The sequence below is a fragment of the Kitasatospora sp. NPDC058046 genome (genome assembly GCF_042885595.1).
GTDB lineage: Bacteria > Actinomycetota > Actinomycetes > Streptomycetales > Streptomycetaceae > Kitasatospora.
Genome location: NZ_JBHVRS010000024.1, coordinates 13,739 through 30,970, shown reverse-complemented (window position 1 = coordinate 30,970; position 17,232 = coordinate 13,739). Strand labels below are relative to the sequence as shown.

At 74.9% G+C, this 17,232-nt stretch carries 14 protein-coding genes; 8 read left to right on the top strand and 6 right to left on the bottom strand.

Translation table 11 applies throughout. From position 1 onward, the window contains the following. Nucleotides 1–67: 67 nt before the first annotated feature. The gene (locus ACFVU7_RS35860; protein ID WP_388049546.1) at nucleotides 68–1,417 is read left to right on the top strand and encodes an MFS transporter; all 1,350 of its coding nucleotides are present in this window, start codon (nucleotides 68–70) and stop codon (nucleotides 1,415–1,417) included. A 29-nt stretch (nucleotides 1,418–1,446) separates the two neighbouring features. Here the strand turns inward: ACFVU7_RS35860 and ACFVU7_RS35855 are convergent, their stop codons facing one another. Beyond that, entirely contained in the window at nucleotides 1,447–1,974 is a 528-nt protein-coding gene (locus tag ACFVU7_RS35855; RefSeq protein ID WP_380777567.1) for a YcxB family protein, read from the bottom strand. A gap of 249 nt (nucleotides 1,975–2,223) precedes the next feature. On the opposite strand from ACFVU7_RS35855, the gene ACFVU7_RS35850 reads away from it, so the two are divergent. Next, nucleotides 2,224–3,741 carry a hypothetical protein gene (locus ACFVU7_RS35850; protein WP_388049544.1) on the top strand — a complete coding sequence of 506 codons (1,518 nt, stop codon included), beginning with the start codon at nucleotides 2,224–2,226 and terminating at the stop codon, nucleotides 3,739–3,741. Between the two features lie 51 nt (nucleotides 3,742–3,792). On the opposite strand, the gene ACFVU7_RS35845 is transcribed toward ACFVU7_RS35850, so the two are convergent. Continuing rightward, complete coding sequence (locus tag ACFVU7_RS35845) at nucleotides 3,793–5,331, bottom strand: glutamate synthase subunit beta (RefSeq protein WP_388049542.1); 1,539 nt, start codon at nucleotides 5,329–5,331, stop codon at nucleotides 3,793–3,795. A 198-nt stretch (nucleotides 5,332–5,529) separates the two neighbouring features. Between ACFVU7_RS35845 and ACFVU7_RS35840 the strand changes: the two genes are divergently transcribed. Beyond that, nucleotides 5,530–6,210 carry a response regulator transcription factor gene (locus tag ACFVU7_RS35840; protein WP_049654967.1) on the top strand — a complete coding sequence of 227 codons (681 nt, stop codon included), beginning with the start codon at nucleotides 5,530–5,532 and terminating at the stop codon, nucleotides 6,208–6,210. Then, nucleotides 6,207–7,685 carry a sensor histidine kinase gene (locus ACFVU7_RS35835; protein ID WP_388049539.1) on the top strand — a complete coding sequence of 493 codons (1,479 nt, stop codon included), beginning with the start codon at nucleotides 6,207–6,209 and terminating at the stop codon, nucleotides 7,683–7,685. Before ACFVU7_RS35840 ends, ACFVU7_RS35835 begins: the two co-directional genes overlap by 4 nt. Before the next feature lie 54 nt (nucleotides 7,686–7,739). Here the strand turns inward: ACFVU7_RS35835 and efeB are convergent, their stop codons facing one another. The 3 genes from efeB to ACFVU7_RS35820 form a co-directional block, all read right to left on the bottom strand. After that, nucleotides 7,740–9,074 carry an iron uptake transporter deferrochelatase/peroxidase subunit gene (gene efeB / locus ACFVU7_RS35830; RefSeq protein WP_388049537.1) on the bottom strand — a complete coding sequence of 445 codons (1,335 nt, stop codon included), beginning with the start codon at nucleotides 9,072–9,074 and terminating at the stop codon, nucleotides 7,740–7,742. After that, complete coding sequence (gene efeU / locus ACFVU7_RS35825) at nucleotides 9,074–11,164, bottom strand: iron uptake transporter permease EfeU (RefSeq protein WP_388049535.1); 2,091 nt, start codon at nucleotides 11,162–11,164, stop codon at nucleotides 9,074–9,076. The genes efeB and efeU overlap by 1 nt, the downstream gene beginning before the upstream one ends. Nucleotides 11,165–11,406: 242 nt before the next feature. After that, nucleotides 11,407–11,733, bottom strand: a complete 327-nt coding sequence (locus ACFVU7_RS35820) for a hypothetical protein (protein ID WP_049657126.1) — start codon at nucleotides 11,731–11,733, stop codon at nucleotides 11,407–11,409. A gap of 408 nt (nucleotides 11,734–12,141) precedes the next feature. Here ACFVU7_RS35820 and ACFVU7_RS35815 point away from each other — a divergent pair, with 408 nt between their 5' ends. Then, the gene (locus tag ACFVU7_RS35815) at nucleotides 12,142–13,764 is read left to right on the top strand and encodes a ubiquinol-cytochrome c reductase cytochrome b subunit (RefSeq protein WP_074003822.1); all 1,623 of its coding nucleotides are present in this window, start codon (nucleotides 12,142–12,144) and stop codon (nucleotides 13,762–13,764) included. A 93-nt stretch (nucleotides 13,765–13,857) separates the two neighbouring features. On the opposite strand, the gene ACFVU7_RS35810 is transcribed toward ACFVU7_RS35815, so the two are convergent. Next, entirely contained in the window at nucleotides 13,858–14,259 is a 402-nt protein-coding gene (locus tag ACFVU7_RS35810) for a cytochrome C oxidase subunit I (protein WP_375874991.1), read from the bottom strand. A 204-nt stretch (nucleotides 14,260–14,463) separates the two neighbouring features. On the opposite strand from ACFVU7_RS35810, the gene ACFVU7_RS35805 reads away from it, so the two are divergent. The 3 genes from ACFVU7_RS35805 (at nucleotide 14,464) to ACFVU7_RS35795 (ending at nucleotide 17,218) form a co-directional block, all read left to right on the top strand. Further along, the gene (locus ACFVU7_RS35805; protein WP_049657124.1) at nucleotides 14,464–15,078 is read left to right on the top strand and encodes a TetR family transcriptional regulator; all 615 of its coding nucleotides are present in this window, start codon (nucleotides 14,464–14,466) and stop codon (nucleotides 15,076–15,078) included. 44 nt (nucleotides 15,079–15,122) lie between these two features. Continuing rightward, on the top strand, nucleotides 15,123–16,667 hold the full coding sequence (locus ACFVU7_RS35800; RefSeq protein WP_388049532.1) for an FAD-dependent monooxygenase: 1,545 nt from the start codon (nucleotides 15,123–15,125) through the stop codon (nucleotides 16,665–16,667). Between the two features lie 119 nt (nucleotides 16,668–16,786). After that, nucleotides 16,787–17,218 carry a YchJ family protein gene (locus ACFVU7_RS35795; protein WP_049657121.1) on the top strand — a complete coding sequence of 144 codons (432 nt, stop codon included), beginning with the start codon at nucleotides 16,787–16,789 and terminating at the stop codon, nucleotides 17,216–17,218. The last annotated feature ends 14 nt before the right edge of the window (nucleotides 17,219–17,232 follow it).

Sequence of the window (17,232 nt, the reverse complement as noted above, 5' to 3'; positions counted from 1 at the left end):
GCTGGAATTTATCAGCGATAAGGACGGCCGTCGCGACGCCGACGACCGCGAAGGGATCCCACCCCTCGTGACCTCCAACCCGAACCCCACCTCCGGACCCGACCCAAGCCCCGACCAGAACCCGACCTCCGGACCAAACCCCACCTCCAGCCCCGACCGCCCCCGGTCCCGCCTGCTCCCGAACACCGCCCCCTGGCGCTCCTCCCGGGACTTCCGGCTGACCTGGACCTCCGGCACCGTCACCCTGCTCGGCTCGATCTTCACCATGACCGCGATCCCGCTCCAGATCGCCGACCTCACCGGCTCGCCGCTGGCCGTGGGCGCGGTCGGCGCGGTCGAGCTCGTGCCCGTCATCCTGTTCGGCCTCTACGGCGGCGTCCTCGCCGACCGCGCCGACCGCCGCACCGTCACCCTGGCCACCGAGGTCGCCCTGGCCGCGCTCAGCGCCTTACTGCTGGCCAACGCGCTGCTCGGCACCCCCGCCGTCTGGCCGCTCTACGTCGCCGCCGGGGTGGCGGCGGCGATCCAGGGCATCCAGCAGCCCTCGGTCGAGGCGATGGTCCCCCGCCTGGTGCCCCAGGACCAGCTGGTGGCGGCGGGCGCCCTGCTCTCCCTGCGCTGGAGCATCGGCGGCGTGGCCGCCCCGGCGGCGGCCGGCCTGCTGATCGCGACCGCCGGCGTCCCTGCCGCCTACCTGGTCGACCTTGGCACCTTCCTGCTCTCGATCGCCCTGCTCGCCCGGGTCCGGCCGGTCCCCTCGGAGCGGGACGCCGAGGCGCCGCAGCTCACCGAGTTCCTCGACGGCGCCCGGTACGCGGCCCGGCGGCCCGACCTGGTCGGCACCTACCTGGCCGACCTCGCGGCCACCGTCTTCGCCCTGCCCACCGCGCTCTTCCCGTTCCTCGCCGCGGAGTTGGACGCCACCTGGGCGCTCGGCCTGCTCTACTCGGCCGGTGCGGCCGGCAGCCTGATCGCCGCCGCGACCGGCGGGTGGGCGGAGCGGGTGCACCGGCACGGCCGGCTGGTCCTGCTCTCCGCCGCCCTGGTCGGCGCGGCGACGGCGGCGGCCGCCTTCGCCCCGGGCCTGTGGGCCGTCCTGCTCTGCCTGACCGTCGCGGGCGGCGCGCACTGGGTCGGCGACACCTTCCGCAGCGCCATCTGGAACCAGTCCATTCCGGACGAACTCCGGGGCCGAGCAGCCGGGTTGGAGATGCTGATCGGCTCCGCCGGGCCGGCCCTGGGCGACCTGCGGGCGGGCGGGCTCGCGGCCCGCCAGGGCATCCGGGCGGCACTGCGCACGGGGGGCCTGCTCTGCCTCGGCAGCTCGGCCGCCGTGTCCGCCGCGCTCCCCGCACTCTGGCGCTACGACCAGCGGACGCACCGCACCGGGCCGGTCGCGCCGGAGCCCACCCCGTGACGCGCCCGCCGCACCCACCCCACGACTGCTCAGTCCCGGACGAGCGCCGTCGCGTGCCGGTCGATCAGCTCGCCCAGCCCCCGGAGGTCGTCGACCCCGCGCTTGGGCAGCATGGTCAGCACACCGGTCTCCTCGCTGCCCTTCAACAGCAGGAACAGCCGGGGCGTCTCCAGGTAGTACCGCTGCTCCGACCAGGCGAACTCGGTGACCGAGGCCTCGGTGCTCACGACCACCCCCTGGTCGTCCAGCAGGACCCTGAACTCGCCCTTCTCCCTCGCCGTCCTCGTCACCCGCCGCACCCGCGTCGCGGGCCCCGCGAGAACCACGAGCAGCACGACCGCCACCAGCAGGGCGACAAACCGCAGCACCGTCCCGCCGAGGACGGCGAGCAGCCCGACGACCGCCGTCCCGCCGACGGCCACCGTGTACACGGCCCGCCGCGACCGGCGTCCGGCCGCCGTGCACCGCTCCCACGCCGCGAAGGCCTCCCGGAAGTCCTCGGCCGTCGGGGTGTAGCGGACCTCGACCGACGTCACCGCCCGCTCGTCGGAACCCACGTCCCACACCCTCCGACCCATGTACGCACAACTCCTGACACCAGCTTCGCCGGATCGTAGCAAAGACCGTACGTACCCGATGCGACCGCGTCCACGGCCTCCCGGCCCTCCGGCGTGAATGCGCCGCTCCCGGCACCCACCCGTTGACCGACCACCCCGCCCGGCGGTTGGCTCACCCCGAGCCGGCCGCCGGGGAGTTCGGCGTCCACCGCCGACGCGGCACGGCCCGATCCCAGGGGAGGGAACCCGATGACCCGCATCCGCCGCCCACTGCGCGCGGCCCGCACCCTCGCGGCCGCCGCACTGGCCGCCGCCGTCACCATCACCGTCGCCGCCCCCGCCCAGGCGGCCCCGTCCACCACACAACCGTCCACCACACGACCGTCCACCTGGCCGGGCGGCACGGGCACCGAACGCGTCTCCGTCGGCCCCGGCCAGGCGCAGGCCACCGGCGCCTCACAGGCCCACGGCCTGAGCGCCGACGGGCGCTACGCCGTCTTCACCTCGGAGGCGGCCGACCTGGTGCCCGGCGACACCAACGGTGCCGTCGACGTCTTCGTCCGCGACCTGTGGACCGGCCGCACCGAACGGGTCGACACCGGTCCGGGCGGCGTCCAGGCCGACGGCGCCGCCCACCACGCCGCGATCAGCGGCGACGGCCGTTACGTGGCGTTCGGTTCCAGCGCCACGAACCTCGCCCCCGGCGCCAACCGCGGCTACCAGGACGTCTACGTCCACGACCGCCGGACCGGCGAGACCCGGCTGGTCAGCGTCGGCAAGGCGCCGGGAGCCCCGCAGACCGACCGGGTGTCCGACGTCCCCTCGATCAGCTGGGACGGCCGCTACGTCGCCTACCAGTCCAACCGCAGCGACCTCGCCCCCGGCACGGTCACCTGGTTCGGCGGCAACATCTACGTCACCGACCTCTGGACCGGCGACACCCGCCTGGTCAGCGTCGGCGCGGACGGCAAGGAGGCCGATGCCTCCTCCGCATCGCCGGAGATCAGCGGCGACGGCAGCACGGTCGTCTTCATCTCCAAGGCGACCAACCTCATCGGCCCGGGCCGGCCCGACACCCTCTCCCCGGCCGCCGTCGCCGAGCTCAGGGCCGGCTCCGACGAGGAGGTCGCCGCCGACTCCCTCCGCCCGGAAGCCCGCTCAGACTCCCGCCCGGACACCCGCTCAGACGCCCGCGCAGAGCTCCTCAAGCCGCGCCTCTACCCGCTGTACGCCCGCGACCTGCGCGCCGGGCGGACCAGCCTGGCCTCCTCGGCCCCCGACGGCGGCTACAAGGGCGCGGCCGACCCGTCGATCAGCCCGGACGGCCGCTATGCCGTCTACTCCTCCTGGGTCGTCCACGGCGAGACCTCCTGGGACCGCCACTTCGAGCTCTACGTCCGCAACCTCCGGCAGGGCACCGAGACACTGGTCAGCGTCGGCCTGCCCGGGACGAAGACCACCCTCGACTCCTTCGGCGGCCGGCTGACGGCGGACGGCCGGTGGGTCTACTTCAGCTCGGCGGCAGAGAACCTCGTCCCCGGCGACACCAACAACGCCGAGGACGTGTTCCGGCGCGACCTGTGGACCGGCCGCACCGAGCGGGTCAGCGTGGCGGGCGACGGTTCCCAGACCACCGGCTCCTCGTACGCCCCGTTCCCCGACGCCTTCGGCACCGCGGTGGTGTTCACCTCGTCCGACGGCACCCTCGTCCCGGGGGACACCAACAACGCCGAGGACGTGTTCCTCCGCCGCCTCCCGCTGTTCTGACACCCGCCCCGACCACCCTCACCACCCCGACCGGCGCGGGTGCTCCCGGTCTCACACCGTGAGCGCCCGCGCCGAGGCCCGGATCGGCGCCGGCAGTTCCGTCCACCCCCGCAGGTACCGGTCCACCGCCGCGGCCACCGCCCGCCCCTCGGCGATCGCCCAGACGATCAGCGACTGCCCGCGTCCGGCGTCCCCCGCGACGAACACGCCCTCCGCCGCCGTGGCGAAGCCGTCGTCCCGGGCCAGGGTGCCCTCCGGCCCGGTGGCGAGGCCGAGTTGGGCGAACAACGGCCGGTCCGGGTCCGGCCCGGTGAAGCCCAGCGCGAGCAGCACCAGCTGCGCCGGCAGCCTCCGCTCGGTGCCCGCCCGCGGGCTGCGGTCGGCGGGCTCGGCCTCGGCGAAGCGGACGGCGGCCAGCCGGCCGTCCGGGCCGGGCTCGAAGCCGACGGTGGCGGCCGCGAACACCCGGGGCCCGGCCTCCGCCGCACCGGACTCCTCGTGCGAGGTGGTCTCCCGGTACACCTTGGGGTACACCGGCCAGGGCTGCCCGTCGGCCCGGTCCCGCGGCGGCCGCGGGTTGATGTCCAGCTGGGTGACGGAGGCGGCGCGCTGGCGCAGCGCCGTCCCCAGGCAGTCCGCCGCCGTGTCGCCGCCGCCGACGATCACCACGTGCCGCCCCTCGGCGGACAGCGGCGAGACCGGGCAGTCGCCCTCGTCCACCCGGTTCGCCCAGGTCAGGTACTCGATCGCCTGGTGCACCCCGGTCAGCTCCCGCCCCGGCACCGGCAGCTCCCGGCAGGCGGTCGCGCCCACCGCGACCACCACCGCGTCGTACCCGGCCCGCAGTTCCTCGCCCGGGACGTCCCGGCCGACCCACACCCCGGTGCGGAAGTCGGTGCCCTCGGCCCGCAGCTGGTCCAGCCGGCGCTCCAGCCGGTGCTTCTCCAGCCGGAACGGCGGGATGCCGTACCGCAGCAGCCCGCCCGCGCGGTCGGCCCGCTCGTACACCGTGGTGGCGTGCCCGGCCCTGGTCAGCTGCTGGGCGGCGGCCAGCCCGGCCGGGCCCGAGCCGATCACCGCGACCCGCCGCCCACCGGAGCGCTCGGCGCGGTCGGGCGGCCGGGGCCCGTCCCAGCCCGCGTCCAGCGCCCGGTCGGCGATCGCCAGTTCCACGTTCTTGATCGTCACCGCCGCGCCGTCGATGGCCAGCACGCAGGCGCTCTCGCAGGGCGCCGGGCAGAGCCGCCCGGTGAACTCCGGGAAGTTGTTGGTCGCCAGCAGCCGTGCCGCGGCCGCCCGCCAATCCGCGCCGGCCGCCGCGCCGACCTCCGCGCCCGCTCCGGCCCCCTCCCCGGAACCCGTCCCCGACTCCGCCACCAGCCGGTTCCACTCCGGCACCAGGTTCCCGAGCGGACAGGCGCTGTGGCAGAACGGCAGCCCGCAGTCCATGCACCGCCCCGCCTGCCCGCCCACCACCGGCAGCAGCGGGCCGGGCCGGTACACCTCCCGCCAGTCCCCCAGCCGCTCCCGCGCATCACGCCGCACCCGCTCTTCGCGCGGGGTGGTGAAGAAGGCCATCCGGTCTGCCATCGCGGCCTCCGGCAGGGCGTGCCGACTCGGATCAGGCGGCCCACCCGGCGGCGCGCCACCGTACGGCCACCGTACGCCCGCGAAGCACCCCGCGACAGCCCCGGCCGTCACGGACCGCCCCGGAGCGGCCGCGGAGCGGGCCCGGACACCCCGCCCCCGCCCGAAACCGCCGTGAGCACGCCAGGGAGAATCTCCGCCATGACCCACACCGTGCTGATCGCCGAGGACGACCGGGCCATCCGCGACTCGCTCGCCCGCGCGCTGATGCTGCAGGGCTACCGGGTGCGGGTCGCCGCCGACGGCACCCAGACCCTGGCCGTCCTCGCGGAGCAGCGCCCGGACGTCCTGGTGCTCGACGTGATGATGCCCGAGCCGGACGGCCTGGAGGTCTGCCGCCGGCTGCGCGCGGCCGGCGACCGCACCCCGGTGCTGATGCTCACCGCCCGGGTCGAGGTGCCCGACCGGATCGCCGGCCTCGACGCGGGCGCGGACGACTACCTGGTCAAGCCCTTCGACGTGGACGAGCTGTTCGCCCGCCTGCGCGCCATGCTGCGCCGCCGTCCGCCGGAGTCCGCCACCGAGGTGCTGACCGTCGCCGACCTGCGGATCGAGCCGCCCGCCCGTCGGGCCTGGCGCGCCGCCCAGGAGCTCGAACTGTCCCGCACCGAGTTCGACCTGCTGGAGCTCCTCGCCCGGCACGCCGGCGCCGTCCTCGACCAGGCCACCCTGTACGAGCGGATCTGGGGCTACGACTTCGGCCCCGGCTCGAAGAACCTCGCGGTGTTCATCGGCTACCTGCGCCGCAAGCTCGACCGCCCCGGCCTGGCCCCGCTGATCCACACCGTCCGCGGCGTCGGCTACACGCTGCGCGAGCCGTGACCGGCCAGGCCCGCCGCCTCCCCCGGTTCCCGCGCCCGGCCCGCCGCACGCCCCGGCCGCCGCGCCCGACCGGCAGGCTCCCCCGCCTCCCCCGGCTGCCGCGCCCCGGCCTGCCCACCACCTTCGCGCTGGCCTTCGCCGCAATCGCCGCGCTGGTCGCGGTGCTGATCGGCGCACTCGGCTACGACGCCGCCGCGCGGCTGATCCGGGACGACGAGACCGCCGACTTCGGCGCCGCCGTCGACTCCGTCGGCCGCCAGGTCCAGCGGGAGGTCCTCTTCCCGGGCGACTTCGCCGGCCCGAGCGGCCTGAGCGCCGACCTGGTCCGCCCGATCCGGGTCACCACCCAGTCGCTCGACCCCGACGGCGCGGTGCTGCCCGGCACCGCCCGGCTCGACCTGCCGCCGAGCCCGTCCGACCACGAGCTCGCCCACGCCGACCAGCCGGGCCGCACCTCGATCGGGCTGCGCCACGAGCACCGCGAGGCCTACCGGGTCGGCGTGGTCTCGCTCGGCGGCCGGCGCGGGGCGGTCCAGATCATCCAGCAGGTCGGGCCCACCGAGAAGCTGCTGACCACCCTGCGGACCCGTACGGTCGCCCTGGTGGCGATCGTCGCGGTGCTCGCCGGCGGGGCCGGCCGACTGCTCGCCCGACGGATCACCCGCCGGCTGGTCCGGCTCACCCACGCGGCCGAACTGGTCGCCGCCAGTGGGCGGTTGGACGTCCCGGTGCCCGCCGCCGGCACGGACGAGGTGGGCCGGCTCGGCCGGGCCTTCGACCGGATGCTGGGCCGGCTCGCCACCGCCAAGGAGAACCAGCGCCGACTGGTCCAGGACGCCGGGCACGAGCTGCGCACCCCGCTGACCAGCCTGCGCACCAACCTCTCGGTGCTCCCCAGCCTGGACCGGCTGCCGCCCGCCGAACGCGCCGCGCTGATGGCCGATCTGGTCGAGGAGACCCGCGAGTTGACCCAGCTGGTGGAGGAGCTGGTGGCGCTCGCGGCGGACCGAAGGGCGGACGAGCAGCCGACCGAGGTGCTGCTCGCCGACGTGGTCCGGCAGGCCGCCGCCCAGGCCCGGCGGCGCAGCGACCGGGAGGTCGTGGTGGACGCGGACGCGACCGTGGTCACCGCCCGGCCGGACGCGCTGGCCCGCGCGGTGGGCAACCTGCTGGACAACGCCGCCAAGTTCGACCCCGCCGGGACGGGCCCGATCGAGGTGGTGGTGCGCGGCCCGCGGGTGGAGGTGCGCGACCGCGGCCCGGGCATCGACGCGGCCGACCTCGACCGGGTCTTCGACCGCTTCTACCGGGCCACCGCCGCCCGCGGCCTGCCCGGCTCCGGCCTGGGCCTGGCCATCGTGCACGAGGTGGCCCGCTCGCACGGCGGTACGGCTTTCGCCGCCAACCGCGAGGGCGGCGGCGCGGTGATCGGCTTCACCCTCGGCGCCGACGGAGCGGACGGGCCCGACGGCTGAGCACGCGGACGGGCCCGGCGCGTGGCAGCGCCGGGCCCGCGGTGGAACCGACCGTCAGACGGCGGCCAGCAGCCCCCGCCCGAGCCAGTCGGCCTCGTCCTTCACCCCCGGCAGGACGAAGAAGTAGCCGCCGCCGGTCGGCGAGATGTAGTCCACCAGCGGCTCGCCGATCAGCCGGGTCTGGGTGGCCTCGAACTGCCGCACCACGTCCTGCTGGTAGCAGCAGAACACCAGACCCATGTCCAGGTTCCCGGCCCGGTCGACGCCCCGGTCGTAGTTGAAGCCCCGGCGCAGGATGCGCGAGTTGTCGGTGTCGGCGGTGCGCGGGTTGGCCAGCCGGATGTGGGCGTCGAGCGGGATCGCCTTGCCGTCCGGGTCCTTGGCGTAGTCCGGCGCGTCGGTCTCCCGGGCGCCGTCCAGCGGTGCGCCGGTGTCCCGGCGGCGGCCGAACATCTTCTCCTGCTCGGTGAGGGTGACGCGGTCCCAGAACTCGATCAGCATCCGGATGATCCGGATCACCTGGTAGCTGCCACCGGTCGCCCAGGCCGGCTCGCCCGTCCCGTCGGTGACCCAGACCAGCCGGTCCATCTCGCGCGCGGAGCCGGTGTCCGGGTTGACGATGCCGTCCTTGAAGCCGAGCAGGTTGCGCTGGGCGCCGTCCGGGCGGGACTGGTTCTGGAAGCCGTCGATCCGCCAGAGGATCTGCAGCGCGCCCCGGGTGTGCCGGGTGATGTCGCGCAGCGCGTGCAGCACGGTGTCCTGGCGGTCGGCGCAGATCTGCAGCGAGAGGTCGCCGTGCAGTTCGGCGGCCTGGAGGTTGTCGTTCGGGAAGGTCTTCATCGGCGCGAGCCTGACGGGCTTGGCCTTGGCCAGCCCGTAGCGGTCGTCGAAGAGCGAGGCGCCGACGCCGACCGTGACGGTCAGGTGGTCGGCGGGGACGGTCGGGCCGAGGATGCCGCTGTCCGAGGGCGGCGCGCCGACGCCGAGGTCCGGCGGGGTGCCGCCGGCGGTGAGGAAGCGGATCCGCTCGGTCAGGGTCCGGAACAGCGTTTCGAGGCCCTTGCGGTCCTGGGCGATCACCTGGCAGGAGACGAAGGCCGCGAAGCCGGGGGCGGCCGTGGTGACGCCGGCCTGGTGGGCCCCGTGGAACGGCACCGCACCGGCCTTCTCCTGCGTGCCGTCCCCGGCGGCGGCCGGTCCGGCGGCGAGGGCGAGGCCGCCGCCGGCCAGCACGGCCGCTCCGGCGCCCGCGCCGAGCGCGGCCCGGACGAAGCTGCGCCGGGCCGGTCCGGCCGGGCAGCCGCCCTCCGCGGCGGCAGCGGCCTCGGTGGCGACGGCAGCGGCGTGCGGGAACGGGCAGGACCCGGTGGCTGCGGTGTGGTCGGTCATCAGGCGGCCTTCCGGATCTCGAGCAGGGCGGGGACGGGGGCGAGGTCTTCGAGCAGTTCACCGGTGGCGCCGTTGAGCTGTCGGCGGGCGTCGGCGGGCAGCCGGTCGACCGGGGTCCAGCCCTCGGGCCGGTGGGCGGCGGCGACCAGGTCGCCGACCCGCTTCATCCCGGCGTTCACCTTGACGAGCACCTGCGGGTCCCGCTCGTCGAGCAGCGGCTGGAGCAGGGTCAGCAGTTCCTGGGTGCCGGTCAGGTTGGCCTGGGCGGTGGCCAGGTTGGTGCCGCTGCCCATGTCGGTGTCGCCGGTCAGCTCGAACTGGAGGGTGTTCTCCAGGATCTCGTGGGCGCGCAGCGGCAGGTCGCCGGGGGCGAAGTCCTGGCCGGGGAAGTCGTGCGCCAGCTTCTCCACGTTCTGCGCCAGGTCGTCGGCGACGGGCGTCAGCTCGGCGGCGGACTGGTCGTGCCAGAGGCCGTACTCCAGCCGCAGGAAGCCGGTGAAGCCCGGGTCCCGCTCCTTCTCGGCGAGTCCGTCCGGGCGGCCGTCGATCTTGCCGTCGAGGTCGGCGAAGGTGCCGTACGCGGCGCCGAGCGAGGCGTACCGGAGGTGGGCGGTGAGCCAGTCGGCCTTCGCCGTGGCGAGGTCCCCGGAGCGCACGTCGGCCTGGAGCTTCCGGCTCTCCGTCACGAGTGTCGCGAGGCCCTGGTCGACGTACTCCTTGTAGCTGTCCAGCGGGGCCTTGAGGTCCTCCTCGGCGACCGGCTTGACGGCCTTGACCACGGCGGCGCCGCTGACGTGCACGGCGGCCGAGGTGACGGACCTGCCGCCGGTGGGCACGCAGCGCCAGGCGTAGTCGCCGGAGCCGATGGTGGCGGTCAGGGCGCGGGTGGTGCCGGGGGCCAGGCCCTCGATCTCCCCGTAGACCGCGCCGCTGCCCGGGTCGACCAGGTAGACCTCGGCGACCTTGTCGCCGGTGTTGCGCATCTGGAACACCTGCTGGCCGGGCCGCGGGTCGGCGAAGCCCTTGCCGCACTCCTGCTCGGAGACGGCGACGGTGGCGGAGCCGCCCTGCTTGCCCTCGCTGACCGCGATCACCACGCCGGCCACCACCACCGGCACGGCGATCGCCGCGGTCGGCAGCACCCAGCGCGGCCGGCCCGCCCGCGCCGGTCCGGCCGTACCCCCGCCCTCGCCCTCGGCCCCGCCCGCGGCGGGCTTCGCCTCGGCGGGAGCGGCGGGAGCGGCGGGAGCGGCGGCCGGGGCCGCCTGGGCGCGCCCGCCACTGCGGACCCCCTCGACGAACAGCGTCATCACGACGCCCAGGTACGCGACGTAGCCGACGACCTGGAGCACCGTCATGGTGACGGTCAGGTTGAGGGTGCCCTGGACCAGCGTCGCGTACCAGGACGAGGCGTCCAGGTGCCCGCTCAGGTCGAAGGCGTACGAGGTGCCGCCGCCGACCAGGCCGGACTCCTGGAGGTCCCGCAGGCCGTAGCCGAGGACGCCCGCCGCGACGACGATCAGTCCGACGCCGGTGATGGTGAAGAACCGGGTGAGGTTCATCTTCAGGGCCCGCCGGTACAGGCCCCAGCAGAGCCCGGCCGAGAGCACCAGGCCGACGGCCGCGCCGATCAGCGGCCCGGTGGACTCGCCGGCGGTGCGCACGTTGGTCCACAGGAAGAGCGAGGTCTCCAGGCCCTCGCGGGCGACCGCGAGGAAGCTGGTGAGCACCAGCGCGCCGGCGCCCATCGCCAGCGAGGCCTGGACCTTCTCCTTGATCTCGGCGGAGAGGGTGCGCGCCGAGCGCCGCATCCAGAACACCATCGCGGTGACGAAGCAGACCGCGATCAGGCTGAGCACCCCGCCGAACGCCTCCTGGGCGTGGCCGGAGAGGTTGGCGGCGGTGAAGGTGAGCACCGCGCCGAAGCTCAGGCTGAGCGCGACGGCCGCCGCGACGCCCGACCACACCTGGGGCAGCCGGGCCTTCTGGTCCGCCCGCACCAGCGTGGCGACCAGGATCGACACGATCAGTCCGGCTTCCAGGCCCTCGCGCAGACCGATCAGGAAGCTGGGAAACGCCTCATCCCACATGCGGCGGGCTCCTCCCCCGGGCCGGCCCGGGTCGTTCACCTGTCCTCGACCCCGCCGCGGTGGCGGCGGGGCGGCACAGCCGAACGCCCCGGACACTGCGGTCCAGGGCGCCACGGCTTAGCTTAGGCAAACCTTAGAGCCGCGCAGGTCAACCGCACCCCCGGTTCGGGTAAGGGTTCGGTATGAGCTCGCCCTCGTGTTGACCAAACCCGCAGGCCGGAGGGACCGTCAGGAGCCCGGGGTCACCCCCACCACTGCTCCGGCACCGCCTCCGGCTCGGGCGACTCCGGCACCGTCACCGGTTCGGCGCAACGCACCAGGAGATCACCCTCCTCCGTTCCGGCGACGAGGTAGCCGCACTCGCGCAGCACGACCGCGGCCGCGCCGCTCAGCGCCGCGAGCGCCTCCCGGGAGGGCGGCCCGCCCGGCTCCGCGCCCGGCGTCCAGCCGACCACCACGCCCTCGGGGTGGCGGTCGATCCACAGCGGTGAGGGGCCCGGTCCGGTGTCGAACCCGGCGCGGGCCAGGGCCTCGGTGACGTCCTCGAAGAGTTCACGGTGATCCACCATTGGCGCAGCGTAGGCCCCGGACCTCGCGACCCCCGGACGCGGCGCGCGCCGAAACGCTTCAGCGGCACCCGACCGCAGCATCGGCACCCGTTGGGCCGAGCGGCGGCCAGCCGATCGGGCGTCAGGAACCCCCGTCCGGCCCGACACGCACGGCCGGACGGGCCGATGGACGTGCACAGTCGGCCCCCTGCCGACAGCATGACAGAGTAAGCGCTCCATCACCCTGAGCAACGGGCCCAGCGGAACAGCTGGTCCGCGCGCCGGTCCCGCCGGCGGGCCCGTATCGAGAGGTCCCATGATCACAACACTTCGCCGGCCGCCGTTCCCGCCGGCGGGCCTCCGGCACGGTACGCCGCGGACGCCGGGGAGCCCGTCGTGAGAGCCGACCAGCAGTCGCAGCCGGGACCGGTGACCACCACGCGCGCCGACCCCGCCAACAAGGCCGAGGCGCTCGCCGACTGGGCGGACGGCCGGCTCGGCATCTACTCCCTGGCCAAGGCCAACCTGCGCAAGATCTTTCCCGACCACTGGTCCTTCATGCTGGGCGAGATCGCGCTCTACACCTTCGTCATCATCATCCTCACCGGCGTCTGGCTCACCCTGTTCTTCGTGCCGAGCATGGGCGAGGTCGTCTACGACGGGTCGTACGTCCCGCTCAGGGGCATCCCGATGTCCGAGGCCTTCTCCTCGACCGTCAAGATCAGCTTCGACGTGCGCGGCGGCCTGCTGATGCGGCAGATCCACCACTGGGCCGCGATCGTGTTCGTCGCCTCGATGCTGACCCACATGATGCGCGTCTTCTTCACCGGCGCGTTCCGCAAGCCGCGCGAGATCAACTGGGTCTTCGGGGCGCTCCTGCTGATCCTCGGCATGTTCGACGGCTTCATGGGCTACTCGCTGCCCGACGACCTGCTCTCCGGCACCGGCATCCGCTTCATGGAGGGCGCGGTCCTCGCCGTCCCGATCGTCGGGACGTACCTGCAGTTCTTCCTCTACGGCGGCGAGTTCCCGGGGCACGACATCATCCCCCGGCTGTTCACCGTCCACGTCCTGCTGATCCCCGGGATCATGGTGGGCCTGCTGGCGGCGCACCTGATCCTGGTCTTCTACCACAAGCACACCCAGTTCGCCGGGCCCGGCCGGACCAACAGCAACGTGGTCGGCATGCCGCTGCTGCCGGTCTACACCGCCAAGGCGGGCGGCTTCTTCTTCCTGGTCTTCGGCGTGGTCTCGGTGATGGCGGCGATCGCCACCGTCAACCCGATCTGGATGTACGGCCCGTACCGACCGGACCAGGTGACCACCAACGCCCAGCCCGACTGGTACATGGGCTTCTCCGAGGGCCTGATCCGCGTGATGCCCGGCTGGGAGATCAGCGTCTGGGGCGGCCACACCCTCAACCTCGGGGTGTTCGTCCCGCTGATGGTCTTCCCGACCGTCCTGCTGGCCATCTGGTGCTACCCGTTCCTGGAGGCCTGGATCACCGGGGACCGGGGCGAGCACCACATCGCCGACCGGCCGCGCAACGCCCCGGTCCGCACCGCCTTCGGCGCGGCCTGGATCAGCCTCTACCTGATCCTGCTGGCCGGCGGCGGTAACGACCTGCTGGCCACCCACTTCCACCTCTCGATCAACGCGATCACCTACGCGGTGCGGATCGGCTTCTTCACCGTGCCGGTCGTCGTGTTCGTGATCACCAAGCGCTGGTGCCTGGGCCTCCAGCGGCGGGACAAGGAGAAGGTGCTGCACGGCCGGGAGACCGGCGTCATCAACCGCCTCCAGCACGGCGAGTTCGTCGAGGTGCACGCCCCGCTGCCGAAGGGCCGGCTCTACACCCTCACCTCGCACGACCAGCCGCAGCCCTCCGAGCTGCCGCCCGAGGTGGACGAGAACGGCGTGGCCCGCAAGGCCGGGCTGTGGACCCGCGCGCGGGTCAAGCTCTCCCGCGGCTTCTACGGCGAGTACAGCCAGATCGCCAAGCCCACCGTCGAGGAGCACGAGGAGATCGGCAGCGGCCACGGCCACCACTGATCCCCTCCCGCAGCTGGAAAGGGCCCGCCGCACCGGGAACGGTGCGGCGGGCCCTCGTCGTGCCGGGGCCCGTCGACGGCGGGCCCGGGCCGCTCAGCCGCGCAGGACGGCCGGGACCACGGCGAACAGCGCCGCCGTCACGGTGACGGAGAGGCAGAGCGCCGCCCAGCGGGCGCAGATCCGGCGGCACTCGACGCGGTACCGGGCGGCCAGCCGGCGGCAGCGCTCGACCGCGCGGTCGACGACCTCCTCGGCGTAGCGCAACCGGTCGGCGGCGTAGGCCTGTTCGAGGCTCTCCCGCTCCGCCGCCGGCAGCCACGGGAACTGCGCGACGAACGCGCGGGCGTCCCGTTCGGCCGCCGCGACCTCCGCCTCCCAGGCCAGGAACCCCTCGATGCGGGCGAACTCCGCCCGGGAGTTCACCCGGGCACCGACGCCGGCGGGCCTGCCCTGCCGGGGCGTCCGCGCTCTCGGCGGACGCTGTCTGCCACCCATGACCGCTCCTCCAGTCCTGTCGAGTCGTCCCGCCGGAAAGCCTGCGGGGTCGGGCTCCCGACGGGGATCGCTCCGCGACCAGGCAACTACTACCAGCGACAAACCGCAGGTGGCGGGCGGCTCGCCACAGCCCGCGCGGCCGGGAAAAACTTGCGTGCCGCGCACTATTGCGCACCGCGCACCTTTCGCGGGACAGTGGTGGCCATGACGAAGGACCAGCCCGGCCTGCGGGAACGGAAGAAGGCCGCGACGCGGGAGGCACTGGGCTGGGCCGCACTGCGGCTCGCGGTGGAGCGGGGGCTGGAGAACGTCCGGGTGGAGGACATCGCGGCCGCGGCCGGGGTCTCCCCGCGCACCTACAACAACTACTTCTCCAGCAAGGCCGAGGCGATCGTCTCCCGGCACCGCGACCGGGTCCTGCAAGCCGCCGGGGAGCTGCGGGCCCGCCCGGCGCAGGAGCCGCTCTGGGAGGCGCTGACCCGCTCCCTCGTCGCACCGTACGTCGGCGCGCCCGAGGAACCCGACCCGCGCTGGACCGCCGCCGTGCGGCTGCTGCTGCGCGAACCGGCGCTCCAGGCCGAACTGCTCCGCGACAGCGCCGGGGTCCGGAGGGAGCTGGCGGCGGCGGTGGCCGCCCGGACCGGGACCGACGCCGACCGGGACCTCTACCCGAACCTGGTCGCCTCGGCCGCGCTCTCCGCGCTGCAGGCCGCCAACGAGCACTACCTGGCCGCCGACCCGGTGGTGCCGTTCCAGCCGCTGCTCACCGAGGCGCTGCGCCAGCTGGCGGCCGGGCTGCCCGATCCTTCGTCACGGTGACCCCACCGCATCCGAGGGGCATTCGACATGAACGGGGACTTGAGATGAACAGCGATGTCGTCATCGTCGGCGCCGGCCCGGTCGGGCTGTTCCTGGCCGGTGAACTGGCGCTGGCCGGAATCCGGCCGGTGGTCCTGGACCGGCTGCCCGCGCGCTCGGGCGAGCAGAAGGCCAACGGGCTGGTCGGCCAGGTGCTCCGGCTGCTCGACCACCGCGGCCTGTACCAGCCGCTCAGCGGCGTCCCGGGCGCGCCGCGGCCCGTACCGCGCTTCGTGTTCGGCGCCTTCCCGCTGGAACTGCACCGGCTCGACCGGAACCCGCTGCACGCCGTGCCCGTACCCCAGCACCGGATCGAGGAGGTACTGGAGGAACGCCTCCTCGACCTGGGCGTCACCGTGCGCCGCGACCGCGAGGTCACCGGCCTGCGCCAGGACCCGACCGGGGTGACCGTCGACGTCCAAGGACCCGACGGCGCCGGACAGTTGCGCGCCCGCTACCTGGTCGGCGCGGACGGCGGCCGCAGCACCGTCCGCAAGCTCGCCGGGATCGGCTTCCCCGGCGTCACCTCGCCCGACCCCGTCTCCCGCGTCGCACACGTGCTGCCGCCCGAGGGGGTGCGCACCACCGACAACGGCGACGTCCTGCTGCCCGGCTGCCCGACCCCGTTCCGCGTCTTCACCCACACCCGCACCGACCACGGCGTGTTCGTCATCTCCCCGTTCGGCCCGGACGCCGTCATGATCGCCACCATGGAGTGGGGCGGCCCGCCGGTGGACCAGCGGACCCCGCTCACCCTGGACGAGCTGCGCGCCAGCGTCCGCCGGGTGACCGGCGCCGACCTGCCGCTCGCCCCGGCCCGTACCGCCGGACCGTTCACCCCGCGCCGCACCGTCGGCCACAACACCCGGCTCGCCGAGCGCTACCGCGACGGCCGGGTCCTGCTCGTCGGCGACGCCGCCCACGTGCACGCCGCGACCGGCGGCCCGGGCCTCAACCTCGGCCTCCAGGACGCCGCCAACCTCGGCTGGAAGCTCGCCGCCGACCTGCACGGCTGGGCCCCGCCCGGCCTGCTGGACAGCTACCAGAACGAGCGCCGCCCGGTCGGCGAGCGGGTGTTCATGCACTCCCAGGCCCAGACCGCCCTGATGGCCCCCGGCCCCGGGACCACCGCGGTGCGCGCCCTGTTCGACGAGCTGCTGGCGCACCCGGACAACCTCGGCCGGATCGCCGCGCTGATGGCCGGCAGCGACGTCCGCCACGACGTCGGCTGCCCGCACCCGCTGGCCGGGCGGTTCGTGCCGGAGCTCGCGGCGACCACCCCGAACGGCCCCGCCCGGATCGCCGAACTCGCCCGCACCGGACGCCCGTTGCTCGTCGACCTCACCGGCGGCCGGCTCGGCCTCGCGGACCCGGCGGCGGGCTGGAAGGACCGGGTCGACCTCGTCACGGCCGACTGCCCGCAGCCGCCGGCCGGCGCCCTGCTGCTGCGCCCGGACGGCTACGTCGCCTGGGCGACCGGGCCCGACCGGGCGGACCGGGAGGGGCTGGCCCGGGCGCTGCGCACCTGGTTCGGCGCCGCCTCCTCCTGAGGACGCGCACCCGCGGACGGGCTCCCCGGCGACGGGTTCCACGACGACGCGGCCGGGCCCGTACCCGCCGTCCGCGGGGCCGCCGGGGAGGCGCCGGACGGGTGGGGGAGAATGGCGGCATGTCCCGACGTCGTTCCGCGCCCCGCGCCGCCGCGCCCCGGCTGCTGCCCTCGTCCCCCTGCCCGTGCGGCCTGCCCGCCGCTTACGGCGACTGCTGCGGCCGGCTGCACCGGGGCCAGGCGGCGGCCACCACCGCCGAGTCCCTGATGCGCTCCCGGTTCAGCGCCTTCGCCGCGCAGGACGAGGCGTACCTGCTGCGCACCTGGCACCCGGACACCCGGCCGGCCGAGGTCGACTTCGACCCGGGGCTGCGCTGGACCGGGCTGGAGGTGGTCGACACCACCGAGGGCGGCGCCTTCCACGCGCAGGGCACCGTCGCCTTCCGGGCGCACTGGACCGAGGGCGGCGAGGAGGGCGTGCTCAGCGAGAACAGCCGCTTCGTGCGGCACGAGGGCGCCTGGGTGTACCTGGACGCCCTCTCGCTCGGCTGAGCCACCCGACCCGC